Annotated in this window: 14 protein-coding genes; 7 read left to right on the top strand and 7 right to left on the bottom strand. The window is 57.7% G+C overall.

Translation table 11 applies throughout. The features are described from left to right. The first annotated feature begins 51 nt into the window (after nt 1–51). From GN112_RS25885 to GN112_RS25870, 4 genes are all read left to right on the top strand, one after another. On the top strand, nt 52–1,059 hold the full coding sequence (locus tag GN112_RS25885; RefSeq protein ID WP_231717142.1) for a glycoside hydrolase family 3 N-terminal domain-containing protein: 1,008 nt from the start codon (nt 52–54) through the stop codon (nt 1,057–1,059). A gap of 71 nt (nt 1,060–1,130) precedes the next feature. Further along, entirely contained in the window at nt 1,131–1,811 is a 681-nt protein-coding gene (locus tag GN112_RS25880; protein WP_155312815.1) for an NUDIX hydrolase, read from the top strand. A gap of 144 nt (nt 1,812–1,955) precedes the next feature. Beyond that, entirely contained in the window at nt 1,956–2,357 is a 402-nt protein-coding gene (locus GN112_RS25875; RefSeq protein ID WP_197743405.1) for an HIT family protein, read from the top strand. Between the two features lie 234 nt (nt 2,358–2,591). Next, on the top strand, nt 2,592–4,355 hold the full coding sequence (locus tag GN112_RS25870; protein WP_155312814.1) for an acetate--CoA ligase: 1,764 nt from the start codon (nt 2,592–2,594) through the stop codon (nt 4,353–4,355). Between the two features lie 267 nt (nt 4,356–4,622). Here GN112_RS25870 and GN112_RS25865 read toward each other — a convergent pair whose 3' ends face one another. The 3 genes from GN112_RS25865 to GN112_RS25855 are packed head-to-tail and all read right to left on the bottom strand — an operon-like array spanning nt 4,623 to nt 9,399. After that, nucleotides 4,623–7,694, bottom strand: coding sequence for a molybdopterin dinucleotide binding domain-containing protein (locus tag GN112_RS25865; protein WP_155312813.1), 3,072 nt, complete (start codon nt 7,692–7,694; stop codon nt 4,623–4,625). Further along, a complete protein-coding gene (locus GN112_RS25860) occupies nt 7,691–8,353 on the bottom strand; it encodes a 4Fe-4S dicluster domain-containing protein (RefSeq protein WP_155312812.1) in 663 nt (220 codons plus the stop codon). The genes GN112_RS25865 and GN112_RS25860 overlap by 4 nt, the downstream gene beginning before the upstream one ends. Before the next feature lie 32 nt (nt 8,354–8,385). After that, entirely contained in the window at nt 8,386–9,399 is a 1,014-nt protein-coding gene (locus tag GN112_RS25855; RefSeq protein ID WP_197743404.1) for a transglutaminase-like domain-containing protein, read from the bottom strand. A gap of 255 nt (nt 9,400–9,654) precedes the next feature. On the opposite strand from GN112_RS25855, the gene GN112_RS25850 reads away from it, so the two are divergent. Further along, on the top strand, nt 9,655–10,401 hold the full coding sequence (locus tag GN112_RS25850) for a hypothetical protein (protein ID WP_155312811.1): 747 nt from the start codon (nt 9,655–9,657) through the stop codon (nt 10,399–10,401). Between the two features lie 19 nt (nt 10,402–10,420). Then, nucleotides 10,421–11,239 carry a nitroreductase family protein gene (locus GN112_RS25845; protein WP_162459123.1) on the top strand — a complete coding sequence of 273 codons (819 nt, stop codon included), beginning with the start codon at nt 10,421–10,423 and terminating at the stop codon, nt 11,237–11,239. 35 nt (nt 11,240–11,274) lie between these two features. On the opposite strand, the gene ppk2 is transcribed toward GN112_RS25845, so the two are convergent. From ppk2 to GN112_RS25825, 4 genes are all read right to left on the bottom strand, one after another. Further along, nucleotides 11,275–12,117 carry a polyphosphate kinase 2 gene (gene ppk2, locus GN112_RS25840; RefSeq protein WP_155312809.1) on the bottom strand — a complete coding sequence of 281 codons (843 nt, stop codon included), beginning with the start codon at nt 12,115–12,117 and terminating at the stop codon, nt 11,275–11,277. Then, nucleotides 12,114–14,081: a putative DNA modification/repair radical SAM protein gene (locus tag GN112_RS33695; protein ID WP_162459122.1), complete on the bottom strand. Its 1,968-nt coding sequence runs from the start codon at nt 14,079–14,081 to the stop codon at nt 12,114–12,116. Before GN112_RS33695 ends, ppk2 begins: the two co-directional genes overlap by 4 nt. A gap of 1,078 nt (nt 14,082–15,159) precedes the next feature. Beyond that, a complete protein-coding gene (gene lexA, locus GN112_RS25830) occupies nt 15,160–15,783 on the bottom strand; it encodes a transcriptional repressor LexA (RefSeq protein WP_155312808.1) in 624 nt (207 codons plus the stop codon). A 133-nt stretch (nt 15,784–15,916) separates the two neighbouring features. Continuing rightward, complete coding sequence (locus GN112_RS25825) at nt 15,917–16,960, bottom strand: integron integrase (RefSeq protein WP_155312807.1); 1,044 nt, start codon at nt 16,958–16,960, stop codon at nt 15,917–15,919. Nucleotides 16,961–17,287: 327 nt separating this feature from the next. On the opposite strand from GN112_RS25825, the gene GN112_RS25820 reads away from it, so the two are divergent. After that, on the top strand, nt 17,288–17,983 hold the full coding sequence (locus tag GN112_RS25820) for an AbiU2 domain-containing protein (protein ID WP_155312806.1): 696 nt from the start codon (nt 17,288–17,290) through the stop codon (nt 17,981–17,983). Nucleotides 17,984–18,224 lie beyond the last annotated feature (241 nt).

The raw sequence follows: 18,224 nt of genomic DNA, 5'->3' as shown, positions 1-18,224 counted from the left end.
AAAGTGGCCAATGGTCACCGACGTTACGAAAAATAGCGAATGAAACGAGCGATGATGAAGAATCATACAGCCGACACAATGGCCGGGCAGCGGTTGATGGTGGGCTTTGACGGCACCGCCTTCAATGCGGATCTGAAATATCTCATCGAAAACCTTAAGGTGGGCGGCTTGATTCTCTTCTCCCGCAACCTGGAGACGCCCGAGGCCATCGCTCAGCTATGCCGCGACTGCCAAGCGGCGGCGGCGGACCACGGGTTGCCGCCGCTGTTGATCGGCATCGATCAGGAAGGCGGCCTGGTGGCGCGGCTCAAAGCGCCTTTTTTTACCGAGTTTGCAGGAAATCCGGCCATGCGGACCACCGCCGATGCCGTCGACTTCGCCCGGGTAACCGCCGGGGAGCTTCACGCCATCGGGGTCAACATGGACATGGCACCGGTGTTGGACGTGGCGCCCCAGGGCATCGACAGCATCATGGCCGAGCGGGTTTTCGGCAGCGATCCCCAATGGGTTGCCAGTATGGGCCGGACCGTCATCGAACAGTTTCAGCAGCGCGGTATCATGGCGGTGGGCAAGCATTTTCCCGGCATTGGCCGCACGGTCCTGGACAGCCATCTGGCCCTGCCCGATCTTGACATCGACCTCCAGGCCCTGACCGATTTCGATCTGGTGCCGTTCCGGGCGGCCATTGCCGCAGGGGTTGCCGGCATGATGCTTTCGCACATCCGCTACACCGGCGTCGATCCGGTCTGGCCGGCCAGTCTTAGCCCGGCGGTCACGGCGGATCTGTTGCGCCGGCAGCTGGGGTATCAGGGGGTGGTCATGACCGATGACCTGGATATGGGCGCCATCAAGCCGGCCTACGATATCGCCACGGCCATCGATCAGGTCCTGCTCGCCGATGTGGATATCGCCCTGATCTGCCACAAGGGACCGGATATCCAGACGGCCTGCGATCGGATCCGCAAACGGCTGACCGACGACGCACGCCTCCGCACCCTGGGCCAGCGATCGCTGGAGCGGATTCTGACCCTGAAACGGGACTATCTGGACGCCGCCTGAAACGATATAGACGCTTGCTGACACATCAATCTCAACCGCGAGCGCAGACAGTCGTGGCGTAGGGGATAAGCATGAAACCAAATGATGTTGACGTGAACTATAATGACAACCTGCTGGACCATATCCAGGCCAATCTGGACCGCTTTGAGTGGCGGACCCATGAAAAAAAAGGCCTGACCGGGGCCGCCGTCGCCGTCACCATTGTCGCCGCCCAGGGCGTATCCGACGTCGAGGGGCTATCGGCTGAAGCCTCACGGGCCGGAGACGCGGCCATGATACTCACCAGACGATCATCCCGGTTGAGAAAACATGCCGGCCAGTGGGCCTTGCCGGGAGGTCAGATGGAGGCGGGAGAGAGCCCCGAAGACACGGTGCTGCGGGAACTTGCGGAAGAGGTCGGCCTGGCCCTGGACGCGGATCGCATCATCGGCCGGCTGGACGACTACAACACCCGCTCCGGTTTTTCGATCAAGCCGGTCGTGGTGTGGGGCGGCGCGGACGTCTCCCTTACCGCCAATCCCGACGAGGTGGCATCGATTCACCTGATCCCCCTGGCTGAGTTCATGCGCGCGGACGCCCCGATCCTGCAGTCAATTCCCGAAAGTGAGAAGCAGGTGTTGATGATGCCGGTCGGCAGCACCTGCATCGCCGCCCCGACGGCGGCGATCATCTATCAGTTCAGAGAGGTCGCCATGCTGGGAAACGAGAAACGCGTGGCCCATTACGAGCAACCCACCTTTGCCTGGCGGTAGGCGCTCCGATCGGTCGTCGGGTTCATCCGGGGGGCGCAAAGGCCTCTTTTAGCGCCTGACCGAGCGCATCGATCAATATGGGCTTTCTGAATGTTATATAACCCAAATCTGCCTGAATCCACAAGTCCTTGTAAAGGTGAGCCCATGGACCGTTCCCCCGCCCAATTCCAGCAGGAGTGCCTGTTTTGCCAAAGGATCCGGTCCGGTGCCGTGATGGCACGGCTGGGGACGGCCGTTGCTTTCGATGACGGGTTCCCGGTAACCCATGGCCACTGCCTGATTGTCCCCCGGCGGCATACGCCGGACTGGTTCTCCATGACCGATGAGGAATTGCACGACAGCCGTGCACTGATCCGCATGCTTGCCGACCGGATCCGGCAGGCCGATCCGACCATCACCGGGTTCAATATCGGTACCAACAGTGGGGCGTCCGCCGGACAGAGCGTCTTTCATGCCCATATCCATCTGATCCCGCGTCGCGATGGCGACTGCCCCGATCCCAAGGGCGGCGTGAGGGGGGTCATCGATGGCCGGCGCGCTTACTGATTTGACAACCAGGTGACCGGTATGGCATCAGAAGCCTCCGGACACTCGCCTGGAATCGGTTTCCAGGGGTCCAACAACGACGTCATTCAATTTATGGACTTTAAGATAATGTTTTTGGCAAGGCCAGAGGGAGGAAGCCGTATGGTAATACTGCGACGACCGATAACACAGTCCAGAAACATTATCTTAAAGTCTATAGGTTGTCGGAAATAACCATTCAAACGGAGGACGCACATGTCGGTGGTCAGTTATTACAGGGAGGCGATGGCGATCAATACCATCAGCGATATGGGAAAACGGGAGGCGGCGGCAAAAGCTTTTTTTGAAAAGCTCAATCAGACCACGCTGCCGGAGCAGTTCAATTGGGCCGCCGAAATTTTTGAAGGGCTGCACGTAAAAGAGAGGGGCGACCAGCTGGCCCTGATCTGGACCGATCTGGAAACGGATGCCGAGCAGCAGTACACCTACCGTGAGCTGGCCGCCAACGGAAACAAATTCCTTAACTACGTCCGTAAAAAGGGCGTCGAAAAAGGCGAAAACCTTTACATGCTGACCCCCATCGTGCCCGAAACCTGGTTTGCCTCGTTCGCCGGTATCAAGGGGGGACTGGTGTCGGTGCCCACGGCCACCAGCATGACCGAAAGGGAAATCCGGTTTCGTTTCGAAGCCTATCCGCCCGATGTGATCGTGGCCGTTGAAGGCCTCACCGACCTGGTGGACGACGCCCTGCAGAAAGCCGCCTGCACCCCCAAAGCCAAAATCGTGCTGGGGCAGAAGGCGGGCTGGGTCACCTACGGCGATATTGACGCAGAATCCACTGAGGCCGACCCCGCTTCCGTGGGCAGGGACGATGTGCTCTTCTGCTTTTTCACCTCCGGCACCACCGGGCTTCCCAAGCGGGTCGGGCACAGCGCCACCTCCTATCCGGTCGGCCACCTCTCCACTGCCGTGATCCAGGGGGTGGAACCCGGCGGCGTGCACCACAACCTGAGCGCACCGGGATGGGCCAAGTGGGCCTGGAGCAGTTTTTTCACCCCGTTCAACCTGGGCGCCACCGCCACCGGATTCAATTTCAGCGCCCTGAATGTGGAAAAGTATGTCGCCAGCGTGGCCAAATACAAGGTGACTTCCTTCTGTGCGCCGCCCACGGCCTGGCGGGCCTTTGTGGGCCTTGATCTGGACATGTACGACTTTTCGGCCATGAAGTACTCCTTGAGTGCCGGTGAGCCCCTCAATCCGGAAGTGATCGAGCAGTGGAAAAAGGCCACCGGTACCGAAATCCGCGATTTCTATGGTCAGACCGAATCCACCGCCATGATCGGCAATCCGCCCTGGATGGAAGGCCGCATGCGTTTCGGCTCCTTTGGCTACCCCGCCTACCTGTATGACGTGATCCTGGTGGACGATGAGGGCAACGAGATCACGGTCCCCGACGAACCCGGACACATTGTGGTCCGGCTGAGCAACTGGCGGGCCCTGGGGCTTTTCCAGGAGTACATCGACGACACCGAGCTGACCCAAAGTGCGTTCCGCAACGACCTCTACTACACCGGCGACAAGGCGTCCTTTGATACCGACGGCTACTGGTGGTTCGTGGGCCGCTCGGACGACGTGATCAAATCCTCCGACTACCGGGTGGGGCCCTTCGAGGTGGAGAGCGCATTGGTGGAGCATCCGGCGGTGGTGGAGGCGGCCGTGGTGGGCAAACCCGATCCGGTGCGCCACCAACTGGTCAAGGCGTACGTGATCCTCAAGCCCGGCCGGCAGCCCTCCCGGGAGCTGGCCCTGGAACTGTTCAAACACACCATCGATGTCCTGGCCAAGTTCAAGATCCCGCGTATCATCGAGTTCGTCGAAGAACTGCCCAAAACCATCAGCGGCAAAATCCGAAGAATCGAACTGCGTCAGAGCGAGGCGAAAAAGAAGGCTGCCGACCCCGTTCAGGCCTTCGAGTACTTCTACCACGAGTTCCCGGAGCTGAGTTCGAAGGAGAAATAGTCCCTTGGGATCGGGGATGAAATTAATTGAACGTAATTGCGCCGGGCTTGTGTTCGTCTTCAAGGCGCATCAAGGGTTGCATACCGGGAGTATGTAGCCGTTGATGCAACGCGGAAGACGGACGCAAGAACAAGCAATTGCGTTTAATTAATAAAATTCCCGATCCTTGACTGCCGGCCGGTACATCCGTGCATCGGCCGGCAGCCAAGGCCGCGGGCGATCAGATCGCCCCACTGCTACAAAATTCGGAGGGGAGCAGATCCGGATTTATGCAACTTTGGAGATCATCTTCTCGATGCGTACCCGCGTGCTGCTGAAATCCGGGATGCCGCCCACCAAATCCACCATGGGCGTCCGGCCCAACCGCTCGTCCAAAAGAGCGACGTCGTTGGGGTTCAGCCCCTTGGCAAAACCGGGCTCGACAACCAGGCGGCCGTCCTTTCCGATCACCGCCGCACCGCCCAGAAACACATCGGCGCCATTTTTCACGGTCAACGGCCCGGCACCAAACCCGCTGTGGCCAAAATGAAAAGAGACCGCCACACACCCCGGGCGGACCAGTTTGGTGGCCTGCACGCGGCCCGTGATTCCCGCCGGGTTGCTTACCGATGCCAGCCGGACCCGGTCTCCGGTGACAAGCCCCAGTTGCCGGCAGTCGGCGCTGTTCATCTCAACCCGGTTCTCATCCTGAATCTCCATGGCATGGACCGACCACAGTGAGCGCGACTGGGTGTGCAGCCGGGTTTTATAGGTCACCACGGTAAACGGATACACATTTTCCAACTCGCTGAAATCGTTTCCGCCGGCATCGGCCGGGACGACATAGGCCGGTGTGCCCGAAAAGCGCCGGCCGGTAAGGGTGTTGCGCGACCGGGCCAGCGATTCGTTGTAAAGATGCACTTCCGGCAGGCCCTTGATGAAAATATCGCCTTCGAACAACGCATCGTACGGCTTGAACACACCGCCGCGGGCAAGCATGCGGCAGACCCGCCGCCACTGTTCGTCCGGCAGGATTCCCCTGTGGGCGGAAATGGGGTATTCCGCTTCCACGGTGGCGATCTCCCCTTCTCCTGCCGGTGTGATTTTTGCGCCGTCGGCGATGTTGGCAAAGGCCCGCAGGTAGAAATCCTCAGCCCGGCTGAGATCGTGCCGGCCGCCCCCGGCATCGGGGATGGCGGCGTGGCCGAATCCCGGCAGTTGGAGGCGGGTGGCCAGGTCGATCAGCAGGGTCTCCGTGCAGATGGGGCGACCGTCCGGCGTGGCGTCCGTCAGCGGCTTGACCATCGGACTGCGGATGCCGGTAAAGCAAAGGCCCGGTGCATGGGGCGTGAGCCAGCCGTAATGGCCCTCGGCAAAGCTGAGATCGGGAACGATATAATCGGCGTAGAGATTGGACTCGTTCACGGCGATGTCGATGGAAACGTGCAGGGGGACCTTGGCCGGATCGGCCAGGGTCGAGGCGAACCGGTATCCGCCGGGGATGGAGTACACCGGATTGAAAAGGTAGGTGAAGAGTACTTTGGCCGCATAGGGGTACTGCTCGTCAATGCCGCTCAAGGCCTCCACACACAGCCCGCCGCGGGTAAAGGCGAACCAGGGCCGCCGGGACGGGTAGCCCGATCCGCCCTGCGCCCGCTTGCGCCGGTACTCGGCCGACTTCTCATAGACCGCCTTCTCCCGGGAGATGGCCACGCCGCGCGCCTTGACGCCGCCGGGAAAACTTTTCAGGTCGTAGAGGCCGCCGGTCGGCTTGCCACATCCGCCGCCGCCGGTCAGGTAACCGCCTTTCATGTTCACGCTGCCCACCAGGGCGTTCAACGCGGCAATGGCGTAGGCGGCATAGGTGCCGTTCACATAGTTGCCGGCGCCATGGTACTGGGTGACGGCCGCACGGGTGCCGTGGGACGCGAACTCATCGGCCACCCGTTCGATCAGGGAGCGGTCGACGCCGCAGATGGCGGCATAGTCGGCCAGGGAGTGGGCAAAGGCAGCCTCCTTGAGCAGCCGGTAGGCGGTCTTTACGCGAAGGGTCTTGCCGGCGACGTCCTTGACGGCCGCTTCCCGGTCCAGCGCCGCCTCCGCTGCGGAAAGTGAGGCGACCGGTGTCTTTCCGTCGCGAGCAAAGATCACCCGATCGTTGCCCGCGGCTTCGTCCAGATTCGGATTCAGGTGGTGCATGCGCAGGAACGCACCGTCATCCGGATGCCTGCCGTCGCAGATGACCAAGTGGCTGGCATTGCACAGCGCACCATAGCCTCTTTTTTTCACGGCAATCGGATTGGGCGCACCAAGATAGTCCCGGTTGATCCGGCCGGTTTCGATCATCCGCCGGATCATCGCCATGGCCAGGGCCCCGTCCTGGCCCGGCTTGACCGCCAGCCAATCCCGGGCGTGGACCGAGGCGCGCGTGGCCCGGGGGTCGACGATGGAAAACGCCAGTTCGCCGTCGGCCCGGCGGCGGGCCACCATGGCTCCGTATGTGTTTATGCCGGGCTGCAGGGCCTCGTAGATGTTGGCGCCGAACACCAGGATGTAATCGGCGTTTTTCGGGTCGGCCTTCAACTCCACTGCCTTGCCGTCGCTCAGGGCGAAATTGCCCATGCGGAAACCAAGACCGCAGATGTCCGTGTGGCCGATGCGGTTTTTCGATCCCACGCTTTTTTTGACGAAGCGGTCGATGAACTCCTTGCGGCCGCTCTGCAGGCGGCCGGTGAGAAAAACCAGGCCGTTGCGCTTGGGGCCGAGGTCGGGATCCTGCGGGTCGATGGGATCGTCGCTGATCAGTTCACGGATTCCGGGCACATGGCGATCTTCTCCGAGATGGCTGAAAAGGGTACCTCCCTCGGCGATTTCCCTGATCAGATCCGGCCAGGCGATGGGCTCGAATTGTCCCGATCCCCGGGGACCGGATCGTTTCAGGGGGACGCGCAGCCGGTAAGGGCTGTAGATGTGCTGGGGGGTGTCCAGGGCCTTGCCGCACACCGGGCTGGTCACGGCAAGGGATTGCTCCAGCGGCGTATCGTAGGCGATCGGATCGAACTGCATGTTGTAGGGGTGGTAGGGGTTGCCCGAGATGTTGACCAACCGGCCCTTCCGGACCACACCACGCACACCGCAGCGGGCATTGCATGCCAGGCAGACCGAATGGACGGTTCGGGCATCGGGCGAGCGGCGCGTGGCGGCCGCCTCTTGCACCTCGCGGGGATCCAGCGGCTTCCGGGCCGCTTCGGTTGTCGTCGAAACGGCGGTATTGGCGCAAAGGGCGGCGGCGGCCGTTCCGCCAGCCTTGAAAAAACGGCGGCGGCTGAGGGTGAAGATGCCTTTGTGCGTTTGACTCATGATGCTTGCTCCTCCTTGGCCATGCCGTGAAAAAGCACCGCGGTGTTGCGGCCCGTTGCCGGCCGCTTGGGGTTAATGATATCCAGGTACCTTGCAAATTCGCCTTCGGGCCGGTCGAAGCGACCAAAGATGCGTGCTCCGGGCGAGCAGTTTTCCACGCAGGCCGGTGCAAGCCCCTGGTCGAGCCGGTCGATGCACAGATCGCACTTGTCGACCCGACCGCCGAAGCGGGAATCGTGAAAACGGGCCCCATAGGGGCAGGCATCGATGCACGCGCCGTTGCCGTCACAGCGGTTCCAGTCGGTCAGGACCAGCCCCGAGGGGTGGATGAACGCCGCACCCGTGCCACAGGCTTCGACGCACGGCGCATCGCTGCAGTGCACGCACAGGCTGGCCGAAAAAGCGATGCGTGCATGGGCGCCGTCACCGACTTCGTGCTCATCGATACGGGTGTTGAATTCGCCCGGCACGGTGCGGTTCTGGAGCTTGCAGGCCACCATGCAGGACTGGCAGCCGGTACAGCGGGTCATGTCAATGATCATGCCCCAGCGGGCCGGGCCGGTTTCCGGAAAGGCGTGCACGGTCTGGCTGGCCAGGACGCCGCCTGACCCCAGGCAGAGGATCAGGCCGTTTTTGATGAATTGTCTGCGGGTTTCCATGTAAAAATCCTCAATTCTGGTGACGGGCAGAACTATTTGTCCTGTTTGAATTCCACTTTGTAGCTGAAGCCTTTGGCATCGAAGTAATTGAGCATGTCGCCGTCCACCTGGGCGGCCGGGTACATGAAATAGTTAATCGGCCCGGCTGCGCCCACAAGGTTCGCCCCCCGGCCGTTTTTTTCCAGCACCAGGCGGAACAGATCGTCGCCGCCCCAGAAGAAGGTTCTCCAGTCGTCAGCATCCTTGAGTTCCAGCTTGTGCACCAGCATCATTTTTCTCACATCCGCCGGATCGGCCATCACCCAGCCGGTGCCGGGCAGATAGAACTCCGCCCAGCAATGAAAACCGCTGGTCACGTCGCCGTCCTTGGGGGTGGCCAGTCTCAGGCCGTAGACATCCTTGGCCGGGATGCCGGCGGCGCGGGCCAGGGTGACGAAAACCGTACTCAGGTCGGCGCATTTCCCGCCGCCCCGGCACTGGTTGAGGGTCCGCGTGGGCTGCCCCAGGCCGCATCCCTTGACGTCAGGGTCACGGAAGGTGTTTTCTACCACCCAGTCGTAGACGGCACGGGCTTTCTCCAGGGTTCCGGTCTTGCCGGCGGTAACCTTGTCGGCGATCGCTTTCATCTGCGGGTCGTCGGCCGGAACGTACGCCGTCGCCTTCAGGTACTCGCGGACCAGTTCGGGGTAAGCGCCCCCATTATCTTTGATGGCGGTGTTGCGGCGATCCTTCTGGGTAACGTGAAAGCGCATCACCAGGGTCGGCGATTTCACCGGTCGCTTCCAGTCGGCAAACAGGTAGACCGCTTCCGATGCCGGATCGCGATAGATGGCGGACGCCTGGTAGTTTCCGCTGACGGACATATCGCCAATGGTCTGGAAGTTGTCGCTCATGGGATAGGGCACCCAGGCGGTGACATTGCCGGTGTCACCCTTGACGGTTGGTGTAATCGTGAAGGTCAGCGTTCCTGATGGAATCGCAGCGGCCATGGCGGCGGTGGCCAGCAAAAGCAATGCGGCGGTCAGAAGAGAGAAGGCTTTCATCATCGGCTCCTTGGGTTGGTATTAAATTTTAGGGATGCTATAAAATTAACAGGAATGCGAGCCACTCTTAATAGACGAGAAAACTGAATCTGGCAAAAAAATAATATCTATGGAATAGATATGTGTGATTGAGAAAATCCATTTAAATGCAGAATAGGTGCAAAAACATGATCCATCATGCCATATAGGAAAGGCCTTTGGCGGCAGGCCAGTTGTCAGGATCCAATGGGCGGTATATGTTCCGACCAAGGGGGTATCATGACCACGATAACCGATTCCATAGTGCTTTTTGCCGTCGACCGTTTATTCCAGCAACCCGGTGTGCACCCCATCATGGAACGGCTCCGCCGTCGGTTGCCGGATTCGGCAGAAATCGCTGTGGCCGGGGGGGCGCTGCGCAATATCGTCATCGATACGCTGCACGGGGAGGCGCCCCACACACAGGACATCGATTTGTTCATCGGTGGGGTGAAACGCCATTTCGCCCTGTCCGCTGTTTTTTCCGATGAGCGCACCGAGCCGACGGGGCTCAAGGGGCTGCGCTGGTATCCGGCGGACTCGCCGTTCGTCTTCGATCTGTGCCTGCTGCCGAATTTCGTGGTGATCAAAACCTTCCATCTGGGTCCGACCCTGCAGAGCCTGCTGGCCGGCATCGATTTCACGGTCAATGCGATCATCTACGACTACAAAAGGCAGACGCTCACTGAAAAGGGCTGCATGGCCGCGGTCCGCGACCGGCTGATCGATTTCAACAGCCATCTGATTCCCGGCAAATGCCTAATCGCCTACCGGAGCCTCGTGATCGGTCACAAGACGGGGTTCAATTTCGCCGAACCGGTGTACCGCTTTCTCAAAGACCAGCTGGACCCGGAAACGCTGACCCAGTTGAAACGCGTGCTGCGCGCCAAGTTGGGTAAGGCGATGGCCGCCTCAATTTTGTGCGACTACGATGCCTTATGCAGAACGCATTCCTATGATCACTATCTCACCATGCGAACACAGTAGACCCATTAAGGAGGAAGTTATGACATTGCTGAACGTAGATACGGAAAAATGCAAACAGGACGGGCTGTGCGCCGGGGACTGCCCGGCAGGGGTGATCTATTTCAAGCCCGGCCAGTATCCGGAACTCAAACGCGGCGCCGAAGCCATGTGCCTGCGTTGCGGGCACTGCGTGGCCATCTGCCCCCACGGCGCCATGGATCACGCCGAGGTGGCCTTGGCCGATTGTCCGCCCATCGATCCGGCCCTGGCCATAACAAAGGACCAGGCCGTGCAGTTTCTGCGATCGCGCCGCTCGGTCCGTCGTTTCAAGGCCGATCCGGTGGAAAAGGCGGATTTGCAGCGGCTGATCGAGATCGGTCGTTACGCGCCCACGGCCAGCAACGCCCAAGTGTTGCGTTGGCTGGTAATCAACGATAAAGGGCGTCTGGACACCATCGCCGGAAAGGTGATCGACTGGATGCGTGGCCTTGTCGCCGGCTCCGGCGAAGGCTTGCTGCCTTACATGCCGGCGGTAGTCAATGCCTGGGACAAGGGCTTCAATTCGATCTTCCAGACCGCCTCCTGCCTGGTGGTGGCCATGGCGCCGGCCGGATCGCGCAACGGCATGGTGGATCTCACCCTGGCACTCTCGTACCTGGAATTGGCCGCTCCCCAGTTCGGCATGGGCACCTGCTGGGCCGGAATTTTGCAGCATGCCATGGAGTCCAGCCCGGCGATCAAGGCCGAGGTGGGCATCCCGGCTGACGTCCCCTATCACTATCCCATGATGATCGGCTATTCCAAGGTGCGTTATTACCGGCTGCCCGAACGCAAGCCGCCGGTGATCACCTGGGCGTGAAACGCATTAAGGCTGGCGGATTTCGAACGGCGTCCTCAATAGTAGGCGGGCACCTGCCGCCTGCCCATAATGGATTTTAAATCATCATAGGCGTCTTGTTTGTCGCGGGGCGGCAAGTCCACCGGTTTCTGTTGCACCTCCTCGTAGGGGACGGTGTCCAACAGGTGACGGATACAATTGAGCCGCGCCCGACGCTTGTCGTCCGAAGGGACGATGACCCATGGCGCGATGCGGGTATCCGTGGCGGCGAACATGGCGTCGCGGGCCCGTGAGTAGGCGTACCAGCGGCGCCTGGATTCCAGGTCCATCGGGCTGAGCTTCCACTGGCGGATGGGATCCTCGATGCGCCGCTGAAAACGCCGTTTCTGTTCGCCGTTGCCAACTTCCAGCCAGTACTTGACGAGAATGATGCCGTCTTCGATCAACGACTGCTCGAAACCGGCGCAGTTGCGTTTGAAGCGTTCGTACTCGTCATCCGTGCAGAAGCCCATGACCTGCTCCACCAGCAGGCGGTTGTACCAGCTGCGGTCAAAAAGCACCACCTCGCCGGCGGCGGGCATGAATTTGACGTAACGCTGAATGTAAAGCTGGGTTCTCTCGCGATCGCTGGGAGCGGGCAAGGCAACGGTACGGAAAACCCGTGGGCTGACGCGTTCGGCAATGCGTTTGATCACCCCACCCTTGCCGGCCGCGTCGCGGCCCTCGAAGAGGACCGCCACGCGCAGCCCCTTGTGACGGACCCAGGCCTGCAGCTTGACCAGTTCGGTCTGCAGACGGTTCATCTCCGCCTCGTAAAATTTACGGTCCAGCTTGTCTTTTTTCGCATTGACCGGCGCGGCCGGCTTTTGGTCTTTCTTCGATTTGCCTTTTGCTTTCATATGGGTCTCCTTGACAGCGGGATCAGCTTCTCGGTCAGATAGGCCCAGTAACGCCGGGGCAGCAGTCGCCGATGCAGCCGCGGGTGGTTACGTGTGGGAATGTTGACGGCATGGTAATAGCGCTGCCAAAGCCGTTGGCAGAGGGACTCGTCGGCATCCGGACGACTCCCGGCGCCCGGCTCCGCCATATTGAGCGGCAGGGCGCGGGTAGTCCGGCCATCGAAGACAAGCCCGTACTGCCGAACTGTATCATAGATGATCCAGCGCTGATCGGCAAACCGGGATTCAAAATGGTGCCGGATCAGCGGCAGGACATCGTAGCGCGGTGCGATCCGGGCCAGGTACCGCCCCTTGCCGGTCTGCTCGAAGCGGACGAAGCCTTCCAGCCGGCGGGCCTCTTCGCGCACCTTGCGGGCCAGCTGGTCAAGCCGGATCGTTACACTTAGGGATACGCCGCTGGGGCTGCTGTTCGGGCGCGGGATGCGTTCTCGGACATAGGTATAAATCAACGTCTCCACCCCGGCATTCCCCGAGAGGAACGCTTCGGCAATCGCCTGGCGCCCCTCGACGCCCAGGCATCGTTTCAGCCCCTTCCACACCCGTGCGGCTTTGGCCCCATCGGTGACGACCGTCACACGCTGGTCGAACAATCCCTGTTGGACATGGCTGTCCGGCTGGATCGCATCGGGCGGTGTCTGGCCGGCGTAGGCTTCAAAAATGGCCGTGAGCAGACCGTCAAAGCTGCTGTCGGTAACGAAAACCAGCGGTGTAAGCGCGACCGGTGGAGCAATCGCCGTGGCGCTGTATGGAACGGTCCAGCGGGCGTCTGGCAGGCCATCGCAACGGATGAAGGGCAAAGCCCGGGTGACGACCACGCCCATCTGTTTGAGGTGTTCGAAGCGGATGCGCCCCCGGCGACGCAGATTCACGATGCGATTGGCCGATCGGATGCCGATGCCCGGCACCCGCAGGATCATTTCTCGATCGGCGCTGTTGACATCCACGGGAAAAAGCTGAGGGTGGCGCCGGGCAAAGGCATCTTTGGGGTCCATGGTCAGGTCCAGGTTCGGCGCCGCTGACGGTATCACCTCGTCAATGGAAAACCCGTACAGCCGGATCAGCCAGTCGGCCTGATACAAGCGGTTCTCCCGTTTGAACGGCGGAGCCGCACCGGCATGGGTGGCAATATCGCCCACCGGCACGTAGGCCGAATAGTAAACGCGCTTGAGCGCCTGCTGGCGGTAGAGACGGTCCGAGAGGTGCAAGATGGTGTGGTCCGATTCCGGGCTGGCGCCCACGATCAGCTGGGTGCTCTGGCCGGCCGGGGCAAAGGCGGGCACGTGGCGCAGCCGCTTGCGATCTTCCCGCGTTTCCTCGATGCCTTCGCGGATAACGCCCATGGGGGTGAGCACCGAGGCGTAGGTCTTCTCTCTGGTGAGCTTCCGGAGACTCTCCTCCGTGGGCAGCTCGATGTTGACGCTCAGCCGATCGGCCAGGCGGCCGGCGGCCTGAACCAGCCGCCGGCTGGTGTGGGGCACGCACTTGAGATGCACGTAACCGTTGAAGCCCTGGCGGCGCAGGTCCGTTACCGTGCGGATGAGCCGTTCCATAGTCTCGTCCGGACTACCCACCACTCCCGAGCTGAGAAAAAGCCCTTCGATATAATTACGCCGGTAGAAGTCAATGGTCAGACGGACGATTTCCGCCGGGGTGAAGGCCGCCCGGGGAAGATCGTTGCTGCGCCGGTTGACGCAATAGGCACAGTCGAAAATACAGAAATTAGTGAAGAGCAGCTTGAGCAGGGAGACGCAGCGCCCGTCTTCGGTAAAGGTGTGGCAGACCCCGGCCGGGATTGCATTTCCCAGCCCGCGGCCGGTGTTGGACCTCCGGCTGCCACTGGAGGCGCACGATACGTCGTACTTGGCCGCAGCGGCCAGGATGGAAAGCTTGTCTTCAATTTGCATAAAACTCCCGTGTCACCCAAAAACAGAAACCCAGTCTACCTCGGCCCCGTAGGAGCGGCCCATGGCCGCGAAAATTGATTGGTCCCAGGCGTAGACAGCTCCTACAATCGGAGCAAGGATGAAATCCGGTGCAACATAAACCCGCCATGCTTTGTAGGAGCGGTTCTTAACCGCGAAAAATCGTTTCCCTAAACGCCTGCAGCCTGAACCCCTGTATACCTATTCTTCTCGCAGCCAAAGGCAGCTCCTACAACCGGAGCATGGATGAACTTCAGCGCTGCATTAACCTGCCGTATCTTGTAGGAGCGGTTCTCAACCGCGAAAAATCGTTTCCCTAAACGCCTGCAGCCTGAACCCCTGTATACCTATCCTTCTCGCAGCCAAAGGCAGCTCCTACAACCGGAGCATGGATGAACTTCAGCGCTGCATCAACCTGCCGTATCTTGTAGGAGCGGTTCTTAACCGCGAAAAATCGTTTCCCTAAACGCCTACGGCCTGAACCCCTGTATACCTATTTTTCTCGCAGCCAAAGGCAGCTCCTACAACCGGAGCATGGATGAACTTCAGCGCTGCATCAACCTGCCGTATCTTGTAGGAGCGGTTCTCAACCGCGAAAAATCGTTTCCCTAAACGCCTGCAGCCTGAACCCCTGTATACCTATTCTTCTCGCAGCCAAAGGCAGCTCCTACAATCGGAGTAAGGATGAAATCCGGTGCAACATAAACCCGCCATGCTTTGTAGGAGCGGTTCTTAACCGCGAAAAATCGTTTCCCTAAACGCCTGCAGCCTGACCCCTGTATACCTATTCTTCTCGCAGCCAAAGGCAGCTCCTACAACCGGAGCATGGATGAACTTCAGCGCTGCATTAACCTGCCGTATCTTGTAGGAGCGGTTCTTAACCGCGAAAAATCTTTTCCCTAAACGCCTGCAGCCTGAACCCCTGTATACCTATTCTTCTCGCAGCCAAAGGCAGCTCCTACAACCGGAGCATGGATGAAATCCGGTGCAACATAAACCCGCCATGCTTTGTAGGAGCGGTTCTTAACCGCGAAAAATCGTTTCCCTAAACGCCTACAGCCTAACCCCCTATCTTCCTTATAACCCCCACATACTTCCCCAAAACGGTCACCTGACTGCGCTGCGGTCCTTTGAACACCAATGGCGAATAGGCCGCATTGGCCGGTTCCAGGGTCAGACTGCTCCGGTCGAAACGCACGATTTTCAGCGTGGCTTCAGATAGGAGATTCTGCACCATCACGGCGGCAATCTGCCCGTTTTCGACCCGCTTCTGCGGACGGATGATCGCCAGGTCGCCGTCCATGATATGGGCATCGATCATGGAGTCTCCCTTGACGCGCAATCCAAAGCAGCGTTTGCAACCGAACAGGGCCGGCGATATGGACAGCTCCGCTTCAATGTTTTCGATGGCTTCCATGGGTTGGCCGGCGGCGATCGTTCCGATCAACGGAATGCCGGGGCCGATCACATCCCTGTTGAACCGCCAGGCGCGTTTTTTTCCCGCTTCGGCCACAAGGTAGCCCTTGTCCTTGAGAAGGTTCAGGATGCGGTGGATGCCGGCCGGACCGCTCAGTCCAAAATGGGCACAAATTTCGCGCACCGTGGGAGCCATACGCTGCTCCTGCTGGAAAGTAATAATAAATTCCAATACGCTTTGCTGCCTGGGGGTGAGGTCAGATGTCATGGTTACGATTTCCTTTTCTTTGCCAGACAGGCAACTTTATCAATCGCGTCATCACCGGCCTGATCCGGCATCCAGTGTTTTCTGGATTGGCGCTTTTATCGGAATGGTATTCATTGACATACTTGATGAAACATTAAGCATCCTGAAAAAGTGTATCGCTGGGACTTTGGACGCCCTTTCCACCCTTATTTAACACATGCGTGTAAATCATGGTTGTCGAAACATCCTTGTGCCCCAAAAGTTCCTGCACTGTGCGAATATCATATCCTGATTCGAGCAGATGCGTCGCAAAGCTGTGACGCATCGAATGACAGCTGCCCGGCTTGGATATGTTATTTGTTTTGATGGCTTTTTTTATGGCACGCTGCAACACCGCTTCTGATAGGTGATGCCGCTGTTCGGCGCCTGATCGCGGATCGATGGATCGCCGGGAGGCGGGGAAAACGTATTGCCAATCCCAACTTTTGTTCGCATGGGGATATTTTCTTTCCAACGCATAAGGAAGAAACACCTTTCCAAAACCGGCTTCCAGATCAAGTTCATGTGCTTTTTTGGTTTTCTCCAAATGCCTCTTTAATGGCTCAACAACAATTACCGGCAGCATGGTAATTCGGTCTTTATGACCTTTCCCATCCCGGACAGTGATTTGTCGGTAGCCAAAGTCGATGTCCTTGATTCTCAGCCGCACGCATTCCATAACGCGCAGACCAGCGCCATATAGCAATTGCCCCATAATCCAGGTAACGCCTTCAAGTTGTAATAAAATATCGCGAACTTCCTCACGCGTAAAAACAACCGGCAGCTTTGAGGGGCGTTTGGCGTGAATCAAATTTTCAAATTGGGGGAGATCCTTTTTCAGAACATGGCGATACAGAAACACCAGGGCGCATAGGGCTTGGTTCTGAGTGGAACTGGCGACTTTCCTATCGACGGCAAGATAATTCAAAAAGTCGGTTATATGGTTCTCATCCATATCTTCAGGATGCTGCTTTTTATGAAAATAGATATATCGTTTGATCCAGTCAACATAGGTTTGCTCCGTACGGATGCTATAATGTCTTCGACGGATGCAATTCCGAACCTGGTCAAGTAATCGTGGCTTTGGGGCATCCCCTGCCGCCGTGGGCGATAATGAATTGAAAGTCTCGTTATTGTTTTGTGGAAACCGTTTAGCCATGTTGCACCTCCGAATAAACATTTAAAATACATGATACCAATGATTTACATTGACATCACATTTCTTTGGGGATATTTATTCTTCATATACTCGAAAAAGGTTCCAAAATATTATATATTAACATTTGTTCATGTTTAGCGCCGAAATTACGAAATGTCAATTTTTTATTTGACGAATTAGTCGTCTAGTCAGGTTAAATTGGGTTATTAGACTGCAAATCAGTCGTCTATTACGATTTCGTAAATATTAACGTCGCATTATACGACGACTATTGGGTCGTCTAGTTTATGTTGTGCAACATAAAGATAAGTGTTGAGGAACAAACTCATGAATAATCCAAAAGAAAAATTAAAAAAATATCTCGATCAGATTGTTCATAGATTCCTCAATTCCAAAAGCTTATTTTGTGAATTGAAAAGAATCAATTCTTGGTCTTCACCAGAGGATGAAGAAGCATTAAATCATGGTTCGTACTTTTTCCAACTCGCCACATACAGCATGACACGCATCTACTTGGTTGAATTGGCTGCATTGCTTTCGAATAAAGAAGATAGATCATTAATTGATTGGTTAGAAAAAGCATGTGTACATGCCAAGGCTCTTTCTCCAAGTCGTTACAAACCAAACGATAAGAACGAACGTGAGGTTATAACACCAGATGAATACAGAGAAATAATCGACAAGAATATTAGCGATCTGGATTCTTTTAATGATTTGACCAACCGAATCAAAGCATGGCGTGATAAATCAATTGCACATCTTGATAAAGCTTTTTTTGATACTCCATCAGCAATCTATGATAGGTATCCGATTAAAAATTCTGAAATTGACCAACTGATAGAATGCGTTTCTCAAATACTGCATGAACATTATTCCTATGTTTTCCATTCTGATGCAAGAATGGAAATTTTAAGTGAAGCGAATGTTGATTCAGTATTGAGATATGTCCAAGCTTTTCAAAGAATTCGAAAAGATAAAGAACTTTTAAATAGCGGTTTTAGACCAGTAGATTATTTGGAATAAGATTTTGCACAACAATTTGCTGCACGGGAGCGCAAAAAGCGCGCGCCCCGTGAGCATAGCGTTATGTTCTTTGAAAACAAGCTTGGTGCCTGAGTAAGTCTGCAGCCTTGCCCAGACCCAAACCGGTTTTGGAGTCCGCATATATGAACCGACATATAATGTGGACGGTAAATATCCTTCAACGCACCCTCGTCCAGAACGTTGAGGAAATAAGGAGGAACCGATGATTATATTCATCAGT

Source organism: Desulfosarcina ovata subsp. ovata, from assembly GCF_009689005.1.
Classification (GTDB): Bacteria; Desulfobacterota; Desulfobacteria; order Desulfobacterales; family Desulfosarcinaceae; genus Desulfosarcina; species Desulfosarcina ovata.
The sequence above is the reverse complement of the archived record's forward strand: the minus strand, read 5'-3'. Positions and strand labels throughout refer to the sequence as shown.